The 14,941-nt window shown below is 56.4% G+C and carries 18 protein-coding genes and 1 tRNA gene; 11 read left to right on the top strand and 8 right to left on the bottom strand.

Annotated elements, in window-relative coordinates:
• Nucleotides 1-135: 135 nt before the first annotated feature.
• Genes PFY00_RS01955 through tsaD form a run of 5 tightly spaced genes read right to left on the bottom strand, consistent with a single transcriptional unit; the run spans nt 136 to nt 3,307 of the window.
• A complete protein-coding gene (locus PFY00_RS01955; RefSeq protein ID WP_271431442.1) occupies nt 136-531 on the bottom strand; it encodes a DUF1761 domain-containing protein in 396 nt (131 codons plus the stop codon).
• A gap of 55 nt (nt 532-586) precedes the next feature.
• A complete protein-coding gene (locus tag PFY00_RS01950) occupies nt 587-1,006 on the bottom strand; it encodes an EVE domain-containing protein (RefSeq protein ID WP_271431441.1) in 420 nt (139 codons plus the stop codon).
• Nucleotides 1,003-1,278, bottom strand: a complete 276-nt coding sequence (locus PFY00_RS01945) for a YciI family protein (RefSeq protein ID WP_271430829.1) — start codon at nt 1,276-1,278, stop codon at nt 1,003-1,005. The genes PFY00_RS01950 and PFY00_RS01945 overlap by 4 nt, the downstream gene beginning before the upstream one ends.
• Nucleotides 1,279-1,280: 2 nt before the next feature.
• On the bottom strand, nt 1,281-2,228 hold the full coding sequence (locus PFY00_RS01940) for an NAD(P)H-dependent glycerol-3-phosphate dehydrogenase (protein WP_271430828.1): 948 nt from the start codon (nt 2,226-2,228) through the stop codon (nt 1,281-1,283).
• Nucleotides 2,225-3,307, bottom strand: a complete 1,083-nt coding sequence (tsaD, locus tag PFY00_RS01935; protein WP_271430827.1) for a tRNA (adenosine(37)-N6)-threonylcarbamoyltransferase complex transferase subunit TsaD — start codon at nt 3,305-3,307, stop codon at nt 2,225-2,227. The genes PFY00_RS01940 and tsaD overlap by 4 nt, the downstream gene beginning before the upstream one ends.
• Nucleotides 3,308-3,380: 73 nt before the next feature.
• On the opposite strand from tsaD, the gene PFY00_RS01930 reads away from it, so the two are divergent.
• The 4 genes from PFY00_RS01930 to PFY00_RS01915 all read left to right on the top strand — a co-directional run bounded on the left by PFY00_RS01930 (nt 3,381) and on the right by PFY00_RS01915 (nt 7,272).
• Nucleotides 3,381-4,112, top strand: coding sequence for a uroporphyrinogen-III synthase (locus PFY00_RS01930; RefSeq protein WP_271430826.1), 732 nt, complete (start codon nt 3,381-3,383; stop codon nt 4,110-4,112).
• Nucleotides 4,113-4,174: 62 nt separating this feature from the next.
• Nucleotides 4,175-5,584 carry a COG4223 family protein gene (locus PFY00_RS01925; RefSeq protein WP_271430825.1) on the top strand — a complete coding sequence of 470 codons (1,410 nt, stop codon included), beginning with the start codon at nt 4,175-4,177 and terminating at the stop codon, nt 5,582-5,584.
• Nucleotides 5,585-5,599: 15 nt separating this feature from the next.
• On the top strand, nt 5,600-7,150 hold the full coding sequence (locus PFY00_RS01920; RefSeq protein WP_271430824.1) for a heme biosynthesis protein HemY: 1,551 nt from the start codon (nt 5,600-5,602) through the stop codon (nt 7,148-7,150).
• 46 nt (nt 7,151-7,196) lie between these two features.
• Nucleotides 7,197-7,272, top strand: a tRNA-Thr gene (locus PFY00_RS01915).
• A gap of 231 nt (nt 7,273-7,503) precedes the next feature.
• Here the strand turns inward: PFY00_RS01915 and PFY00_RS01910 are convergent.
• Nucleotides 7,504-7,845 (bottom strand): DUF2853 family protein, encoded by a 342-nt coding sequence (locus PFY00_RS01910; RefSeq protein ID WP_271430823.1) that lies wholly within the window; start codon nt 7,843-7,845, stop codon nt 7,504-7,506.
• A 226-nt stretch (nt 7,846-8,071) separates the two neighbouring features.
• Here PFY00_RS01910 and PFY00_RS01905 point away from each other — a divergent pair, with 226 nt between their 5' ends.
• The 3 genes from PFY00_RS01905 to PFY00_RS01895 all read left to right on the top strand — a co-directional run bounded on the left by PFY00_RS01905 (nt 8,072) and on the right by PFY00_RS01895 (nt 9,904).
• On the top strand, nt 8,072-8,935 hold the full coding sequence (locus PFY00_RS01905) for a phytanoyl-CoA dioxygenase family protein (protein ID WP_271430822.1): 864 nt from the start codon (nt 8,072-8,074) through the stop codon (nt 8,933-8,935).
• Nucleotides 8,935-9,552, top strand: coding sequence for an HD domain-containing protein (locus PFY00_RS01900; RefSeq protein WP_271430821.1), 618 nt, complete (start codon nt 8,935-8,937; stop codon nt 9,550-9,552). Before PFY00_RS01905 ends, PFY00_RS01900 begins: the two co-directional genes overlap by 1 nt.
• A 67-nt stretch (nt 9,553-9,619) precedes the next feature.
• The gene (locus PFY00_RS01895; RefSeq protein ID WP_271430820.1) at nt 9,620-9,904 is read left to right on the top strand and encodes a hypothetical protein; all 285 of its coding nucleotides are present in this window, start codon (nt 9,620-9,622) and stop codon (nt 9,902-9,904) included.
• Here the strand turns inward: PFY00_RS01895 and PFY00_RS01890 are convergent.
• Nucleotides 9,901-10,551 (bottom strand): L,D-transpeptidase, encoded by a 651-nt coding sequence (locus tag PFY00_RS01890; protein WP_271430819.1) that lies wholly within the window; start codon nt 10,549-10,551, stop codon nt 9,901-9,903. The genes PFY00_RS01895 and PFY00_RS01890 overlap by 4 nt on opposite strands.
• A gap of 190 nt (nt 10,552-10,741) precedes the next feature.
• The gene (ahcY, locus tag PFY00_RS01885; protein WP_271430818.1) at nt 10,742-12,130 is read right to left on the bottom strand and encodes an adenosylhomocysteinase; all 1,389 of its coding nucleotides are present in this window, start codon (nt 12,128-12,130) and stop codon (nt 10,742-10,744) included.
• Between the two features lie 84 nt (nt 12,131-12,214).
• Between ahcY and PFY00_RS01880 the strand changes: the two genes are divergently transcribed.
• From PFY00_RS01880 to PFY00_RS01865, 4 genes are all read left to right on the top strand, one after another.
• Nucleotides 12,215-12,943 (top strand): FkbM family methyltransferase, encoded by a 729-nt coding sequence (locus PFY00_RS01880; protein WP_271430817.1) that lies wholly within the window; start codon nt 12,215-12,217, stop codon nt 12,941-12,943.
• Between the two features lie 64 nt (nt 12,944-13,007).
• The gene (locus PFY00_RS01875) at nt 13,008-13,604 is read left to right on the top strand and encodes an HD domain-containing protein (protein ID WP_271430816.1); all 597 of its coding nucleotides are present in this window, start codon (nt 13,008-13,010) and stop codon (nt 13,602-13,604) included.
• Entirely contained in the window at nt 13,601-14,071 is a 471-nt protein-coding gene (locus PFY00_RS01870; protein ID WP_271430815.1) for a GNAT family N-acetyltransferase, read from the top strand. The genes PFY00_RS01875 and PFY00_RS01870 overlap by 4 nt, the downstream gene beginning before the upstream one ends.
• A 217-nt stretch (nt 14,072-14,288) precedes the next feature.
• Nucleotides 14,289-14,936 carry a hypothetical protein gene (locus PFY00_RS01865; RefSeq protein ID WP_271430814.1) on the top strand — a complete coding sequence of 216 codons (648 nt, stop codon included), beginning with the start codon at nt 14,289-14,291 and terminating at the stop codon, nt 14,934-14,936.
• Nucleotides 14,937-14,941 lie beyond the last annotated feature (5 nt).

The raw sequence follows: 14,941 nt of genomic DNA, 5'->3' as shown, positions 1-14,941 counted from the left end.
GGCAAAGCGGTAGCGTTCAAGTATGGCCAGAACGGCCGGGACCGAAATTCAATTCGCGTGTGGTGCGTAGGGAGCACGCGGGGTGATGGGGGTTCCGGCACTGGCCGGACCCCCTACTTTTTCGATTTGCGGCGTTTAGAACAACGTCAGCACAGCCCCCATGATCGCACAGGCAATCGCAGCATAGCCCCCGTCAATCATCGTCAGTTTCAGCGGGCGGCCAGCGTATGAATTATTCAGGCCGATCCAAGGCGTGATGATGAATAGTCCGATACCGAGACCGGAAACGATCCCTTTGCCAATCGTGTCTATTCCTGCCAGCTCAAACACGTGCCGCATCATTCCGGCCACGATCAATTGCATCAGGAATCCAAAGGCAAAAAGCCCGGCTGACTGACCACCTTCTGGCTGGCCATCAGGACCACGCGGCACCCCCGACGCGTCCATCCATGGCTCGGACAGCTTCATGTACCACACGGCGCCGGCCGCAAAGGCGACGACCGCGGCGACGATCACATTTACCAGTTCCAACATGTTTTGCTCCCATCTGTCGTGGGAACAGTGTGCATCCAAAAGATGTTTTCGACTAGTCTTCTATCCCAGCCAGCGCACAGATGATCCGCCACTCCTTGGAGGTGACCGGCTGGACGGAAAGCCGCGAATTGTTGACCAGAACCATATCGTTCAAACGTTCATCGGCCTTGATCTGTTCCAGCGTGACAGGCGTTTTCACGGGGCGGACGGCCTTGATGTCTACGCATTCCCAGCGGGCGTCATCGGTTGTGCTGTCAGGGTGCGCCTCTGCGATCACTTCGACGATACCAACAACCGATTTTTCCTTTTGGGAATGGTAAAAGAAGCCGCGGTCGCCCAAGGCCATGTCGCGCATGAAATTGCGGGCCTGATAGTTCCGGACACCGTCCCATTCTTCGCCTGCGTCTCCCTTGGCAACCTGATCCTCCCAGGACCAGGTCGACGGTTCAGATTTGAACAGCCAGTAGTTCATCCACCGATCACCCGCTTCCATTCGATCAGGGTCACTTTCTGGAACAGACCGGCTTTGGCGTATGGATCGTTGTCTGCCCAATTCTGCGCGGCACTCATGTCATCAACGTCCAGAATGATCAGGCTGCCACACATTTCACCATCGCTATCCAGCAGCGGTCCCGCCTGGGCAACAACGCCTGTTGATTGAATATAGGCCAAATGCGCTTCGCGATTGTCTTTGCGGGTTTGCAGGGCACCGGTTTTGTCTTGTGCCATCAGCGCGATCAACATGTTCATTCCTCCTTAAGGGGTCGGTTCAGCAAACTTTGGATGGTTTCGGTCACACTTGCACCTTGTGACACATTTTGCACGGCTTCACAGATTGGCATTTCGAGCGATAGTTTGCGCGCCAAAGCCGTCACCGCTGCAGCGGTTTTCACACCCTCAACCGTCGTGTCATCGTCAAAGGTCTCGCCTCGGCCAAGCGCCTGCCCAAAACGGTAGTTCCGGGATTTTTCTGACGTGCACGTCAGGACCAGATCTCCGAAGCCTGAAAGACCAGCCAGAGTTGACGGATCCGCGCCCAAATGCTGAGCGAGCCGCGCGATTTCGGCAAAGCCGCGAGTCATCAATGCCGCCCGCGCGCTGTCACCCAAACCCTGCCCAATGCAGGCACCACAAGCGATGGCGATCACGTTCTTCAGCGCACCGCCAAGTTCTGCACCCGTGACATCAACTGTCCGATATAGGCGAAGCGCGCGGGTCGACAGCTGTTCCTGCATTTTGATGCCAAGCTGGTCATCCCTGCACGCAAGGGTGAGCGCAGTCGGCAATCCATTTGCAATATCGACAGCGAAACTCGGACCCGTCAAAACCGCCGCAGTCGCATCCGGCCATTGCTGAGCCAAAATATCCGTTGGCCCACGAAGGGTATTCAGGTCAATCCCCTTGCAGCACGCGACCAGTGCTTTGCCCGTCAACCCGTCTTCGATCTGCTCGGCAAAGCCGGTCAGACTTTGCATAGGCATGGAAAACAAGATGACGTCCGCACCCAATGCGGCCTTGAGATTTGGGTTCACGGTCACCGCATCTGGCAATGAAACTCCGGGCAAGCGTGGGCTTTGCCGGGTGCTCAGCAGAGTTTCGGGATTGCGCGCCCAAATCGTGACCGGACGTTGCTGTCCGATCGCAACAGCCAAGGCTGTCCCAAATGCGCCACCACCCAAAATGGAAACGCTCATGCCTTGGCCCCTTTTTTGCCTGACCCAACCAGCGGCACGGCCGATTGATCCAAAGGCCAGCGCGGGCGAGCCGCCAAGGTCATGTCGTGTTCTATCCCCATCGCAAACAATTCAGCCCCCGCATGCGCAATCATGGCAGCATTGTCCGTGCAAAGCGCCAGCGGAGGCGCAGAAAAGGACAGCCCCATTTCCGCGCAAAGGCCTGTCAGCGCGTTGCGAAGCACAGTGTTAGCAGCAACACCACCCGCAACCGCCATCGCGGGTGTGCCCGGCGCTTCGTCCAGATAGACCGAAATCGCACGCCGGGTTTTTTCCGTCAGAACATCGCGGACCGCAGCCTGAAAGCCTGCGCAAATGTCAGCGCGATCCTGAATATGCAGTCCGCCCTGCTCGGCAATAAGAGAATCGCGCTGCCTAAGTATTGCAGTCTTGAGACCAGAGAACGACATGTCGCAACCTTCACGATCCAAAAGAGGCCGCGGAAAGCGAAACCGCTTTTCGTCTCCGTTTCCGGCTTCGGCTTCGACCGATGGGCCACCCGGTTGTGGCAGCCCGAGAATGCGCGCCGTTTTGTCGAACGCTTCACCGGGCGCGTCGTCGATTGTGCCACCGACACGCGTGAAATCTTCTGGGCCGCGTACAATCAAGAACTGACAGTGCCCGCCAGAGACAAGCAACATAAGATAGGGAAAATCCAGATTGTCCGTCAATCGCGGGGTCAACGCATGACCCGCCAGATGGTTAACCCCGATCAACGGCTTGCCCAAACCCGCCGCAAGCCCCTTGGCCAGCATGACACCTGACAGGACACCGCCGATCAAACCCGGCCCGGCTGTCACCGCGATCGCATCCAGCGCGTCGTATTCAAGCCCAGCTTGTTGCATGGCTTGTTCAACACAATAATCGAGCCGCTCAGCGTGGGCCCGCGCAGCGATTTCGGGAACAACGCCGCCGTAGGCCTCGTGCAGGGCGTTCTGACCTTTGACGACCGAAGCCAGTATGTCGCGCCCCCTGAGAATGGCGGCCGCGCTGTCATCGCAGCTGCTCTCGATTCCGAGTATAAGAGGGGGAAGGCTCATGCGGGGTTCCCGTTGCGTCGGTTTCGCTCAGCAAGTACCACCGGGCAAGTCGCCTAACAACACCGGACCTTAAATGCCTGCCACACTTCCCATTTTGCTGCTGACCCGCCCCGAAAACGGAGCAGCGCGTTTTCTGGCCGAGCTGGAAGAAATGGGCATTTCCGGATTCGAAACCATCGTCAGCCCCCTGATCCGCGTCGAACGCAACCGCGCGCTGCCCGATTTGAACGGCTTCAAAGGTCTGATCTTTACCTCTGCCGCAGGCGTGTTGGCCTACCACCACGCTGGTGGCCGTCTGGATCTGCCGGCGTATTGTGTTGGTGACAAAACCGCTGAGGCCAGTCGCAAACTGGGAATGCAAAGCAACAGCGCAAGCGGGAACGCGCAGGCCCTGATTGAGATGATCGTGGATGCCAAACCCGATGCGCCCTTGATGCACATTCGCGGCGAACACAGCCGCGGTTCGGTCGCAGAAAAACTGTCGCGCGCAGGGATTCCAACGCAAGAAACTGTTTTATACGGCCAACCTGCGGTGCCCCCGACACCGGCGGCACTTGCCGCACTTCAGGGCGAAAGCCCCGTGGTTGCGCCGGTGTTTTCACCACGCACCGCGCTGGAACTGACGAAAATACCGGCAAAGGCACCGCTTCTTGTCGCAGCTATGAGTGAAGCAGTGGCCAAGCCATTTGAAAAACTCCATATTCAGAAACTGAGAACGGCTGCCAATCCAGATTCTCATTCGATGAGGCAATGCGTTGCCGACCTGCTCGAAGAGGCTAGGTCGCTTGAGAGGCATGGGCAGTAAGTGTAAACTAATGTAGACACATAGAGTGTCTACTTTGATTGTTATTGAAGAGGTGGCGGGACGTGGCCAAGTCTAAAAAAGGTAAGACAGCAAGCAAGTCGGCCACCGACAAGGCTGTTTCCGAAAAAGCCGAAACGGCGATTGATGATGTAGTCGAGACTGCAAAGGACATCGCTGAAGACGCAACGGAAGTTGCGGAAAAGGTAGAGGAAACCGCTGCCGAAGTGATCGACGAAACTGTCGAAGCCGTTGATGAAGTCACAGCCGAAACAGAAGAACAGTCAGACAGTGCCTCCGCTATTGAAGGCGGCGACGATGATCCGGCAGAGCCGGAGATCGTTGAGACCGAATCCGAACCAGAGGCTGCCGCCTTGGCCGAATCGGAAGCCGAGCAATCACCGACTGACAGCGCGGACGTCGCACCGGAACCGCAGATTATCGAACAAAAGGTAATTGAGCGGAAAGGCGGGTTTTTCCCTATGGCGCTCGGAGGCGTGGTGGCTGCAGGCCTCGGATTTGCAGCCGCACAATTCACGGACATTTCGTTGCCTTTCGGCCCGGCGCCAGAGCCGGACCCCTTCAAAGCGGAAGTTGAACAGAGTCTGGATGCGCAAGCAGAACAGATTGCTGCATTGGGCGCATCCGTAGAGAACACCCAGAAAGCCATCGAGGTCATTGACCTGAACCCGGTCATGTCTGCTCTGGCGGGTGTCGAGGATCAGATCGCTCAAGCCAATGATGCCGTGGCCAATCTGGAAGATCAGGTTGTTGGGTTCGACAGTCGCCTGACCGCTCTGGAAAAGCAGCCCGTTGCGTCGGCGGTTGGCCCTGAAGCAATTGCCGCTTACGAACGGGAGCTGGGAGAGCTTCGCGCTGCTATTCAGGATCAGAAGGACGCTCTGGTTGCGCAGAAAGCTGAAATCGAAACCATGGCAAAAGATGCCATGGCTGCCGAAGCGGGCGCCGAAGAAAAGGCCACCTTGGCCGCAAGCCGCGCAGCATTGGCGGAACTGACCAGTGCAGCCCAGGCAGGACGCAGTTTTGCAGGTCCTCTGTCAGTGCTAGCCGCAAACGGCGTTGCTGTTCCGGACGCTCTGTCCGCAGCCGCAGCAGATGGTGTTCCGACACTCGCGGCGCTGGCGACCGAATTCCCGGGTGTCGCCCGCGAAGCGCTGAGTGTTGCCCGATCTTCAGCGGACGAGACCGAAGAAGGCGGCGGCGGCTTTGCAAGCTTTCTACAAAATCAACTTGGTGCACGCTCAGTCACCCCACGGGAAGGTGATGATCCTGATGCAGTTCTTTCGCGCGCAGAAGCGGCGGTCAAGAACGGTGATTTGGACGCTGCGCTGACCGAAATCAGTGCGCTGCCGGAAGGCGCGCAATCCGTTCTGGCCGACTGGACCAGCAAGGCTGAATTGCGGCGCGATGCGCTGTCAGCCGCGTCTGATCTCGCTCAGCAACTGAACCAGTAACAAGGGTCTTCGATCATGCTTTGGTCTCTTATTAAGATTGTCGTTTTCGTCGCGATCGTTGCGGCACTGACCTACGGACTTGGCTATCTCATTGAAAGCGATGGGTCGGGAATGGCAGAAGCCCGTGTCGTACTTGGTGGCGTGGAGTATTCGCTCAGCCCATTGAAGCTGGCGCTGGCGCTGATCGCGCTGATTATTCTGACCTGGCTTTTCTTCAAGGTTTTCGGCCTGATCATCGCCGTGCTCAAATTCATCAACGGCGACGAAACCGCGCTCAGCCGGTATTTTGACCGGAACCGCGAACGCAAGGGGTATCAGGCCCTCTCCGAAGGATTGATGGCGTTGGCCTCTGGTGAAGGCCGCCTTGCTATGGCCAAGGCGACCCGTGCCGAAAAATACCTGCACAAACCGGAACTGACTGATCTCGTGACCGCGCAGGCAGCAGAGATGACCGGCGATCAGAAAAAGGCGGAAGAAGTCTACAAACGTCTTTTGCAAAACGATCAGACCCGGTTCGTTGGTGTGCGTGGCCTGATGAAGCAGAAACTGAACGCAGGCGATACCGACACAGCGCTCAAACTGGCTGAGCGCGCTTTTGCGATCAAGCCCAAGCACGGTGAAGTGCAGGATACCCTACTGCGCCTTCAGGCTGAATCCGCTGACTACGAAGGTGCGCGCAAAACACTTGCTGCAAAGCTCAAACACGGCACTTTGCCCCGCGACGTGTATCGCCGTCGTGATGCAGTTTTGGCCTTGTCCGAGGCGCAAGCCATCACGGACGATGAGCAAAGCGCACAGGCAGCTGAGGCCGCGATTAAGGCCAACAAAGCTTCGCCTGACCTGATCCCGGCGGCCGCCATGGCGGCTCGGGGCTACATCAAGCAAAACCGAAAGCGCAATGCTGTCCGAGTTCTGAAATCGGCTTGGAAAGCCCATCCCCATCCTGATCTTGCCAGTGCCTTTGCAGAGATCGAACCTGACGAGACACCGGCACAGCGGCTCAAACGATTTGGCACACTGACGTCCTTGAACGCAGATCATCGCGAAACAAAACTGCTGAACGCGGAATTGAACCTGGCCGCCGAAGATTTTCCAGCCGCACGCCGTGCACTGGGTACTCTGGTCGAAGAGGATCCGGATGCCCGCGTTCTCGCGATCATGGCCGCCGTTGAGCGCGGTGAAGGTGCATCGGACAATGTGGTCCGGGGCTGGCTTGCCCGCGCCTTGACGGCGCCACGTGGGCCACAGTGGGTTTGCGACAACTGCAACACCATCCACGCAGAATGGGCACCGCTTTGCTCGAACTGCGGGGCCTTTGATACCCTGAGCTGGAAATCGCCACCACAATCCGAAGTGGTTCTGCCGGCAGGCGCAGATATGCTGCCGCTGCTCATCGGGGCCACTGAAGACCCGCAAACTGCACTGGAAGAGGTGGAAGAAGCCCCCGGCATGATCGAGGTCACCCCGGTCGACGAGGTTGAGGCGGCACCGGAAGTACCCGAGGCAGAGCCGGAAATCGAAGACGCGGAAACGATCGCGGAAGCGGAAAAAGAGGCTGCCAAATAGTGCTTTTCCCAAGGCGGCCGGAGTGCTATCTGGCCGCCCACCAAGGGCCGCTGTAGCTCAGCTGGTAGAGCACGTCATTCGTAATGATGGGGTCGGGGGTTCGAGTCCCTTCAGCGGCACCATGACATATATAAGGTCTTTGGAACCGTTCATGATCCCAATCCACGGACCAGAACACCAAACTGCCTCGAAATCAGAAACAGTTGATCCAGTCCAAGCCCAGCGGGTTCGGGCGTTTCAAACCCCCTTGGCCGCAGTCGGTCAAATTTCCGATGGCCCGAACCGCGGGTTCAAACAACAAAAAAGGCCCCCGCAAATCGCAGGAGCCTTTTGAACCAGATCTTTTAAGCAGATCAGCCGTAGACGGCTTCTTTGCCAAAGTGCTTGGTCAGCATGTAATAGATGACGGCGCGGTACTTGTTGCGCTCGGAACGGCCATAGGTTTCGATGACCGAGTCGATGGCTTCCATCAGCTGAGGACCATCTGCAAGACCCAGCTTCTTCATGAGGAAGTTGTTCTTGACAGTTTCCAGCTCTTGGGGCTGACCACCTGCAACGGTTGATGCATCTGCATTGTAGATTGCGGGACCGCAACCGATTGTGACCTTAGTCAAAAGGGCCATGTCAGGCTCCATTCCGCATTTGTTGCGCAGGTCGTCTGCATACTTCGCGATCAAATCGTCACGTTTTCCCATGGTGTTCTCCCTAAAATAAAGCGGACTACCGCATTGCTTGGTGTGATGGCTCTAGCCTTCGCGCGCAAGGTTAACGGGAAATCCGGTGCGGGCAACGGAAAAAACCGCAGGACTTTTCCCCTCTGAACCGTTCGCGCGGTATGGAAACGACGCACACGATGTCGCCACATGCATAGAACGACCTCCAAAACACCAGAAAACTTGTAGCGAAGAAGGAGGGTATTGCATGACTTTGACGACTTCGCAGCTCGACCAATACCGGCAAAACGGCTTTGTCACCGGCTTGGCAGCATTCAACGCTGATGAAGTGCGCGACTTGCGAACGCAGATCGAGACGCTGGAGAGAAATCATACCTCTGGGTCCGGGGCACATGACCTGGGTCAGTTTTTCCGCGTGAACGGACAGCTTGTCATACCGCTGCTTGCCCGGGTTGGCCGGTCGAACCGCATTCTGGACGCCGTGCAATCCGTGCTTGGCAAAAACCTGCTGGTTTGGTCGGTCGAATTGTTCATCAAGGAACCGCGTACTCAATCCGTGGTCAGTTGGCATCAGGATCTGACCTATTGGGGCATGGGGGAAACGGATGAAGAACTGACGGCTTGGATTGCCCTTTCGGATGTTTCGATCAAAGCCGGCTGCATGCGGTTCATTCCAGGCAGCCACAAAGGGAAAATCGTCGATCACGACGACACATTCGATCCAGACAACCTTCTATCACGCGGCCAGGAAATTCAGGGCATCGATGAAACGCAGGCGGTTCACGGCCCACTACGGCCCGGTGAAATGTCGTTTCATCACGGCCGCTGTTTTCATGCATCCGGCCCGAATGAGTCCGACGACCGGCGCATTGGTCTGGCGATCCGCTATGTCACACCTGAAGTTCGGCAACCCGCATTGGGCCCCGACTACGCGATGTTGGTGCGTGGATGCGATCCTGTTCGGGGGTGGATCAATGTTGCAGGTGCCAGTACGCTTTTTGCACCGGATGATCTGGCGCTTTATGATCAGGTTCTGGCCCATCAATCCAAGGCACTTGCCGCCGGGGCGGAATCCAGCGTCGGCCTTTATCAAGCACAAGGACAACAGTGATGACGGACCCGCGAACTGTCAGCTTTACGCAGATGAAAGACGGCACGCAGCAAGACTACGCGCTGCTGGAAGAACTGGAAAAGCCGTTCCTGGGTATGACGGCGGATCGAGTATTGGATGAACTGCAGCGCGCCGGTGAGGCCACGCTGGAAGGTTACAAGATCACCCGGCTGGAACATGGCCTTCAATCGGCCACCCGCGCGGAACGAGACGGCGCCGATATTGATTGGGTCGTTGGGGCGCTCTTGCACGACATCGGTGACGGGTTGGCTCCTCAGAACCACGACCGCATGTCAGCCGAAGTGATCCGCCCCTTCGTAAGATGGGACGTGGCGTGGGTGGTCGAACACCACGGTATTTTCCAAATGTTCTACTACGGGCACCACTATGGCTGGGATCGCAATGCGCGCGAACAGTTCAAGGATCACCCTTGCTACGACAGCTGCGCCGCGTTCTGCGAGCGGTGGGATCAATCCAGCTTTGACCCTGACTACGACAGCAAAACTCTGGAGCACTTCGAACCCATGGTTCGAGAGGTCTTTGGCCGCAAAGCTTATGACCCTGATGTGCTACGCGAAGGTCACGTTAGCGTGCTAACTGGCTCAGATACTCTGTGAGAACTTGTAGAACACCGCACCGGGTGCGACGGTGCGGGCAATTGTTTAGACCTGAGAAAGTCCTGAAATGACCCGATCCATCGCTCTTGTTGCTTGCCCTCTGGTGTTCTTGGCCTTGGCCGCCTGCGAACCTGTACCCGGTGATGCCGGAGCTACCGGTGGTATCGTGACCGTTCCGGAGTCCGTTTCATCAATCGCGGCGCCCTTTCAGGATCTGACCACTGCACGCATCCGGTCAGAAGACGGATGCTACTGGTACACACACAAGGGGCCGGTCGAGACGACGCAGCTTCCCCTGCGGACCAAAGCAGGAAATCCGATCTGCACCAAGGCTCAGGACGCCGAAGGCTAAAGCGCACCGCCATCCGTTGGATAAAGGTGTGCCGTAACACCTGTATCAACCGCATCATAAAGCGTGTTGATATGCGCCATGACCATACGCACACAGCCTGAACTGGCCCGTGTTCCGATGGAACGCGGAGCGGGCGTGCCGTGAATGCGCAAGTAGGTGTCCCTGTTGCCAACATAGAGATACAAGGCCCGTGAACCCAACGCATTGGCCGGGCCCGGATCCTGTCCGCCATCGGCCCAACGTGCATATTTCTCGGGTTCACGCTCGATCATTGCATTGGTCGGCACCCAACGCGGCCATTTGGCTTTGCGCTTGATTGTATAGACGCCCGGCTCATAGAGCCCGTCACGACCAATCGCGACGCCATAGCGCATCGCGGTCCCGCCCTCTTCGATGTGGTAGAGATAGCGGGCGACAGCATCGACATGAATATCACCCGGCTTCAATCCTTCGTTTGCCTGTACGCGGCGCGGAAGGAACCGGCGGTGCAATCCCCAGGGGTTTGAATTTTCAAGATCGAAGTCTGCGGGCGTGACCTGCGAATCCCAGCCGTCCCAATCGCTGGGCGAAGCCAATGCAGGATTGATCAACGCAGGCGCAGCCAGAGCAGTAAGAGTTGTCGCAACCATGTGACGTCTAGTGAACATCTGGGACCTTTCCGATCTACACATTCGGGCCATTGGATGCCCGAAACATCTGAGATTGATCAAAGGTCCAAATCGACCGGAGTTTCAACGACAACGAGCGGATCGACAGGGAAATTTTTCGTGAATGGTGCGGCAAATCCATTTTGGACTGCCGCACCACAAAACATTTTGAAGGTCCAGAAGACCGTGATCAGTAGCGATAGTGCTCTGGCTTGAATGGACCTTCTGGTGTCACACCGATGTACGCGGCCTGTTCGGTGTCCAGTTTGGTTAGCTTCACACCGATGCGGTCCAGATGCAGACGCGCAACCTTTTCGTCGAGGTGCTTGGGCAGGATATACACTTCGTTGTTGTAATTGCCGCCGTTTGTCCAAAGCTCGATCTGAGCGAGGACTTGGTTCGTGAACGACGCAGACATCACAAACGAAGGATGGCCCGTAGCGTTGCCAAGGTTCAACAAGCGGCCTTCGGACAGCAGGATCAGACGATTGCCGTTTGGCATCTCGATCATGTCGACCTGTTCCTTGATATTGGTCCACTTGTGGTTCTTGAGTGCAGCAACCTGAATTTCGTTATCGAAATGGCCAATGTTGCCCACAATCGCCATGTCCTTCATCTCGCGCATATGCTCGATGCGGATCACGTCCTTATTGCCAGTTGTGGTGATAAAGATATCCGCATCACCGACGACATCTTCCAGCAGCACGACTTCGAAACCGTCCATTGCAGCTTGCAGCGCACAAATCGGATCAACCTCGGTGACTTTCACGCGGGCACCAGCGCCACGCAGCGACGCGGCAGAGCCTTTGCCAACGTCACCATAGCCCATGACCACGGCAACCTTGCCAGCCATCATGGTGTCTGTTGCGCGGCGAATGCCATCAACCAGCGATTCCTTGCAGCCGTACTTGTTGTCGAATTTCGACTTGGTCACGCTGTCGTTCACGTTGATCGCCGGGAACGGCAATTGGCCTTGCTTGACCAGTTCATAGAGGCGGTGAACACCGGTTGTCGTCTCTTCGGACACACCCTTGATCTGGTCACGGATTTTGGTGAACCAGCCGGGGCTTGCCTTCATGCGCTTGGCGATCTGCTTTTTGATCACCTCTTCTTCTTCCGATGTCGGCACCGGGATGATGTCTTCGCCAGCTTCGGCGCGAGCGCCCAGAAGGATGTACAGGGTCGCGTCGCCGCCATCATCCAGGATCATGTTCGGGCCATCATCGAACAGGAAGGATTTGTCGAGATAGTCCCAGTGCTCTTCCAGGCTCTGACCTTTGATCGCGAACACGGGTGTTCCGCCTGCCGCAATGGCGGCAGCAGCGTGATCCTGTGTTGAGAAAATGTTGCACGATGCCCAGCGCACATCTGCGCCCAACGCCACCAGCGTTTCAATCAGAACCGCGGTCTGGATCGTCATGTGAAGCGAACCGACAATGCGCGCGCCCTTCAGCGGTTTGCTTTCGCCATATTCCGCCCGGCAAGCCATAAGGCCCGGCATTTCTGTCTCGGCGATGTCCAGTTCTTTGCGACCGAATTCGGCCAGTTCGATGTCTTTGACAATATAGTCCTTGGCCATGGGCCTGCCTCCGAGGTTGCTCGTTCTTAATCTTGCGCAGGCAGGTATCATTCCTTGCCAATTTGAGCAACGAGGATAAGCTGCATGCAACTAAAAAGCGAAGCGAGCAGCGCAATGGCAACGACCGGTACAAAAGCAAAACCTCAGAATGAGTATGGCACCTACCATGTACCCGAAGGCCTCGAGGGCAGGCCCGCTGCCAAGGCCGTTTTGTCCGGCGTTCCCTACGAACCCGACACGTTGAAATTCATGCGCGCCAACGCCGGGGATGGTGACATCATTCATGCGGGTATGTTTTTCGGAGATTTCCTGCCCGCCCTGAGCACCGCCTTGGCAAAGAATGCTCAGTTGTGGGGGTTTGAACCGAACCCCGGCAATTTCGAAGCGGCCGAAAAAACCGCCAAGATGAACAAGCTGAAAAATGCCAATCTGTTCAATGCCGCGCTTTCAAACACCTCTGGTCAAATTCTCTTCAAAACCAAGGACGACAAGGGAAAGTCGCTGGGGGGCTTGTCCCATTTCGTCCAAGAGGACGGCGATGGCGTCGAGGCCGTTGACGCCATGATGCTCGACTACGTTGTACCGCTGGATCGAAAGGTCAGCATCTTGCAGCTGGATGTCGAAGGTCACGAAAAAGAGGCCATGAAAGGCGCGTACCACATCATCAACAGATGGAAGCCCATTCTGGTATTGGAGTACTTTGGACAGCTTCATTGGATTAACCGCAATTTTCGCGGGCTGGGCTACGAGCGTATCGGCAAACTGCACGGAAACCATGTTTATGCTGTCGAAGGGTCCGGCATTTCAATCTGATCAGTTTACGCGCCAAGGCCTTCGCGCTAGCTAGGCGCCACTTCTCTGTACAACGAGTAAACAGATGGCCAAACAACCCCGAGCGTGGCAACGCATGCTATCCGGACGCAGGTTGGACCTGCTGGATCCAACACCGGTCGATATCGAGATCGAAGATATCGCGCATGGGCTTGCCTTTGTTGCGCGCTGGAATGGCCAGACACGGGGCGATTTCGCCTATTCGGTTGCCGAACATTCCTTGCTGGTCGAAGCCTTGTTTGGACGCATTTGCCCAACTGCAACGGCGACAGAACGGCTGACCGCTTTGCTGCACGATGCCCCGGAATACGTCATCGGTGATATGATCTCTCCGGTGAAAGCGGCTGTCGGGCCGGGCTATTCTGAACTGGATAAAAGGCTCGAGGCAGCGGTGCACATCCGGTTTGGACTACCCGCAACGACACCGGCCAAGCTCAAGAAGCTTATCAAAAAGGCAGACCGGATCAGCGCATGGATGGAGGCAATCCAGATCGCCGGATTTACCGAAGAAGAAGCCAACAAGTTCTTTGGCATCCCGGATCGAGAATTGATTCAAGGCATGCAAATACGCTTGAGGCCCCCCATGGAAGTGCGCCGGGATTTCACTGCGCGTCATGCCACATTGCTGGAGCAGACAGGATGATCAGAGTTCGCGGCATGAAACGGGTGGATGTGCCGGCCTGCACGGCAATTGTGAACCACATCATCGCATTGGGCGGCTCAACAGCCTACGAAGATCCATTTTCCGAGGACGCTTTCTCGGATCACTACTTGGATGAAGCGCCGGTCACAAACGTGGCCTTGCTTGGAACACGTGTGGTTGGGTTTCAGGGTGCCTTTGATGTGGGTGATGACGTTCTGTCGATCGGCAGCTTTACTGATCGACTAAATCCGGTCAAAGGGGCCGGCCGCGCCTTGTTTGCCAAAACTCTGGCAGACAGCCGCGCATTTGGCGCTAAAGAAATCATTGCAAAGATCACCTCTGATAACACCGGTGGACTGGCGTTCTACAGCCGACTTGGATTTGTAGACCACGAAGTCTGGAAAGATGACTTCACCCGCGCAGATGGCGCCAAGGTTGACAGAGTAATCAAGAGATACACGCTGTAGGGGAAGTGACCCAAAAAACTATCGGAAACCTTCGAAAACCCTTCAATTTGCGAACAATTCGCCCAATTTCTGCCTCAGTGTTCTCTGATCTGAAACGACAAGAAAAAAACATCTATGGTTTCAGAGGGCAGTAGTCATGTGTGCAAAAGGTTTGTTGATCGCCGTATTGAGCACGGGGATGTTGGTCAGCTGTAGTGAGACTGCAGCGCCGTCCTTCGTGTCAAAGAATACAGTCAACGCAACGATTGCGCCGGTACAGAGTGCCGACATTCACGAGGTCGCGCTTGGCGAGCAAGCCGTCAGGCTTTCGAAGTTGTCCAAGGACATCCTGCGCAAATCTACGATGCGCGGCGTTGCCGTTGGGGCGGTGCTGGGCTGCGGGCTTTCGGCTGTTTCAGCGTCAGGCGCGGGGCGCTGTGCTCAAGCGGCTGTGGTCGGCGGCGCGGTTGGTGGCGTCATTGGACATGCCAATGGACGCAAGCAGGTCGAACAACGTATGGCGCTGGTGGATTTGAACCGCGTAATGCCTGCCATTTCCAAGGCAGATGACCAAATGACAACACTTCAATCGACCTTGGACGCGATGTTGGCTGCGCAGTCTGCGGAATTGGAAACCCTTAAACGGCAGCGTAAAACCGGAGAAATCACGCCGGATTCCTATCAGGCCCGTTTGACTGAAATTCGTGACATTCGTGCAAAGGCAGCAGAAGCGCTATTGCTGAGTGCAAGGGATTTGGCAGAGGCGCGCATTGCGCTGGAAAACGCTGAAAAACAGGGTCAGCCCGGTATCGCTTGGTACCTGCAAAAGACACGAAAGCTAGAACAACACGCCACGTCAGCGCGGTCCTCATTGTCCTTGATCTAATCAAG

This window comes from Thalassococcus lentus (assembly GCF_028023555.1).
GTDB lineage: Bacteria > Pseudomonadota > Alphaproteobacteria > Rhodobacterales > Rhodobacteraceae > Thalassococcus_A > Thalassococcus_A lentus.
This window is presented reverse-complemented; position numbering and strand designations above follow the sequence as displayed.

Bases quoted from the DNA above. Each gene is read 5' to 3' on its own strand.
- PFY00_RS01880 (WP_271430817.1), top strand. From the start codon at position 12,215: ATGCAACTAAAAAGCGAAGCGAGCAGCGCAATGGCAACGACCGGTACA.
- PFY00_RS01870 (WP_271430815.1), top strand. From the start codon at position 13,601: ATGATCAGAGTTCGCGGCATGAAACGGGTGGATGTGCCGGCCTGCACG.
- PFY00_RS01905 (WP_271430822.1), top strand. From the start codon at position 8,072: ATGACTTTGACGACTTCGCAGCTCGACCAATACCGGCAAAACGGCTTT.
- ahcY (WP_271430818.1), bottom strand. From the start codon at position 12,130: ATGGCCAAGGACTATATTGTCAAAGACATCGAACTGGCCGAATTCGGT.
- PFY00_RS01940 (WP_271430828.1), bottom strand. From the start codon at position 2,228: ATGAGCGTTTCCATTTTGGGTGGTGGCGCATTTGGGACAGCCTTGGCT.
- PFY00_RS01920 (WP_271430824.1), top strand. From the start codon at position 5,600: ATGCTTTGGTCTCTTATTAAGATTGTCGTTTTCGTCGCGATCGTTGCG.
- PFY00_RS01945 (WP_271430829.1), bottom strand. From the start codon at position 1,278: ATGTTGATCGCGCTGATGGCACAAGACAAAACCGGTGCCCTGCAAACC.
- PFY00_RS01900 (WP_271430821.1), top strand. From the start codon at position 8,935: ATGACGGACCCGCGAACTGTCAGCTTTACGCAGATGAAAGACGGCACG.
- PFY00_RS01895 (WP_271430820.1), top strand. From the start codon at position 9,620: ATGACCCGATCCATCGCTCTTGTTGCTTGCCCTCTGGTGTTCTTGGCC.
- PFY00_RS01930 (WP_271430826.1), top strand. From the start codon at position 3,381: ATGCCTGCCACACTTCCCATTTTGCTGCTGACCCGCCCCGAAAACGGA.
- PFY00_RS01890 (WP_271430819.1), bottom strand. From the start codon at position 10,551: ATGTTCACTAGACGTCACATGGTTGCGACAACTCTTACTGCTCTGGCT.
- PFY00_RS01910 (WP_271430823.1), bottom strand. From the start codon at position 7,845: ATGGGAAAACGTGACGATTTGATCGCGAAGTATGCAGACGACCTGCGC.
- tsaD (WP_271430827.1), bottom strand. From the start codon at position 3,307: ATGAGCCTTCCCCCTCTTATACTCGGAATCGAGAGCAGCTGCGATGAC.
- PFY00_RS01875 (WP_271430816.1), top strand. From the start codon at position 13,008: ATGGCCAAACAACCCCGAGCGTGGCAACGCATGCTATCCGGACGCAGG.
- PFY00_RS01950 (WP_271431441.1), bottom strand. From the start codon at position 1,006: ATGAACTACTGGCTGTTCAAATCTGAACCGTCGACCTGGTCCTGGGAG.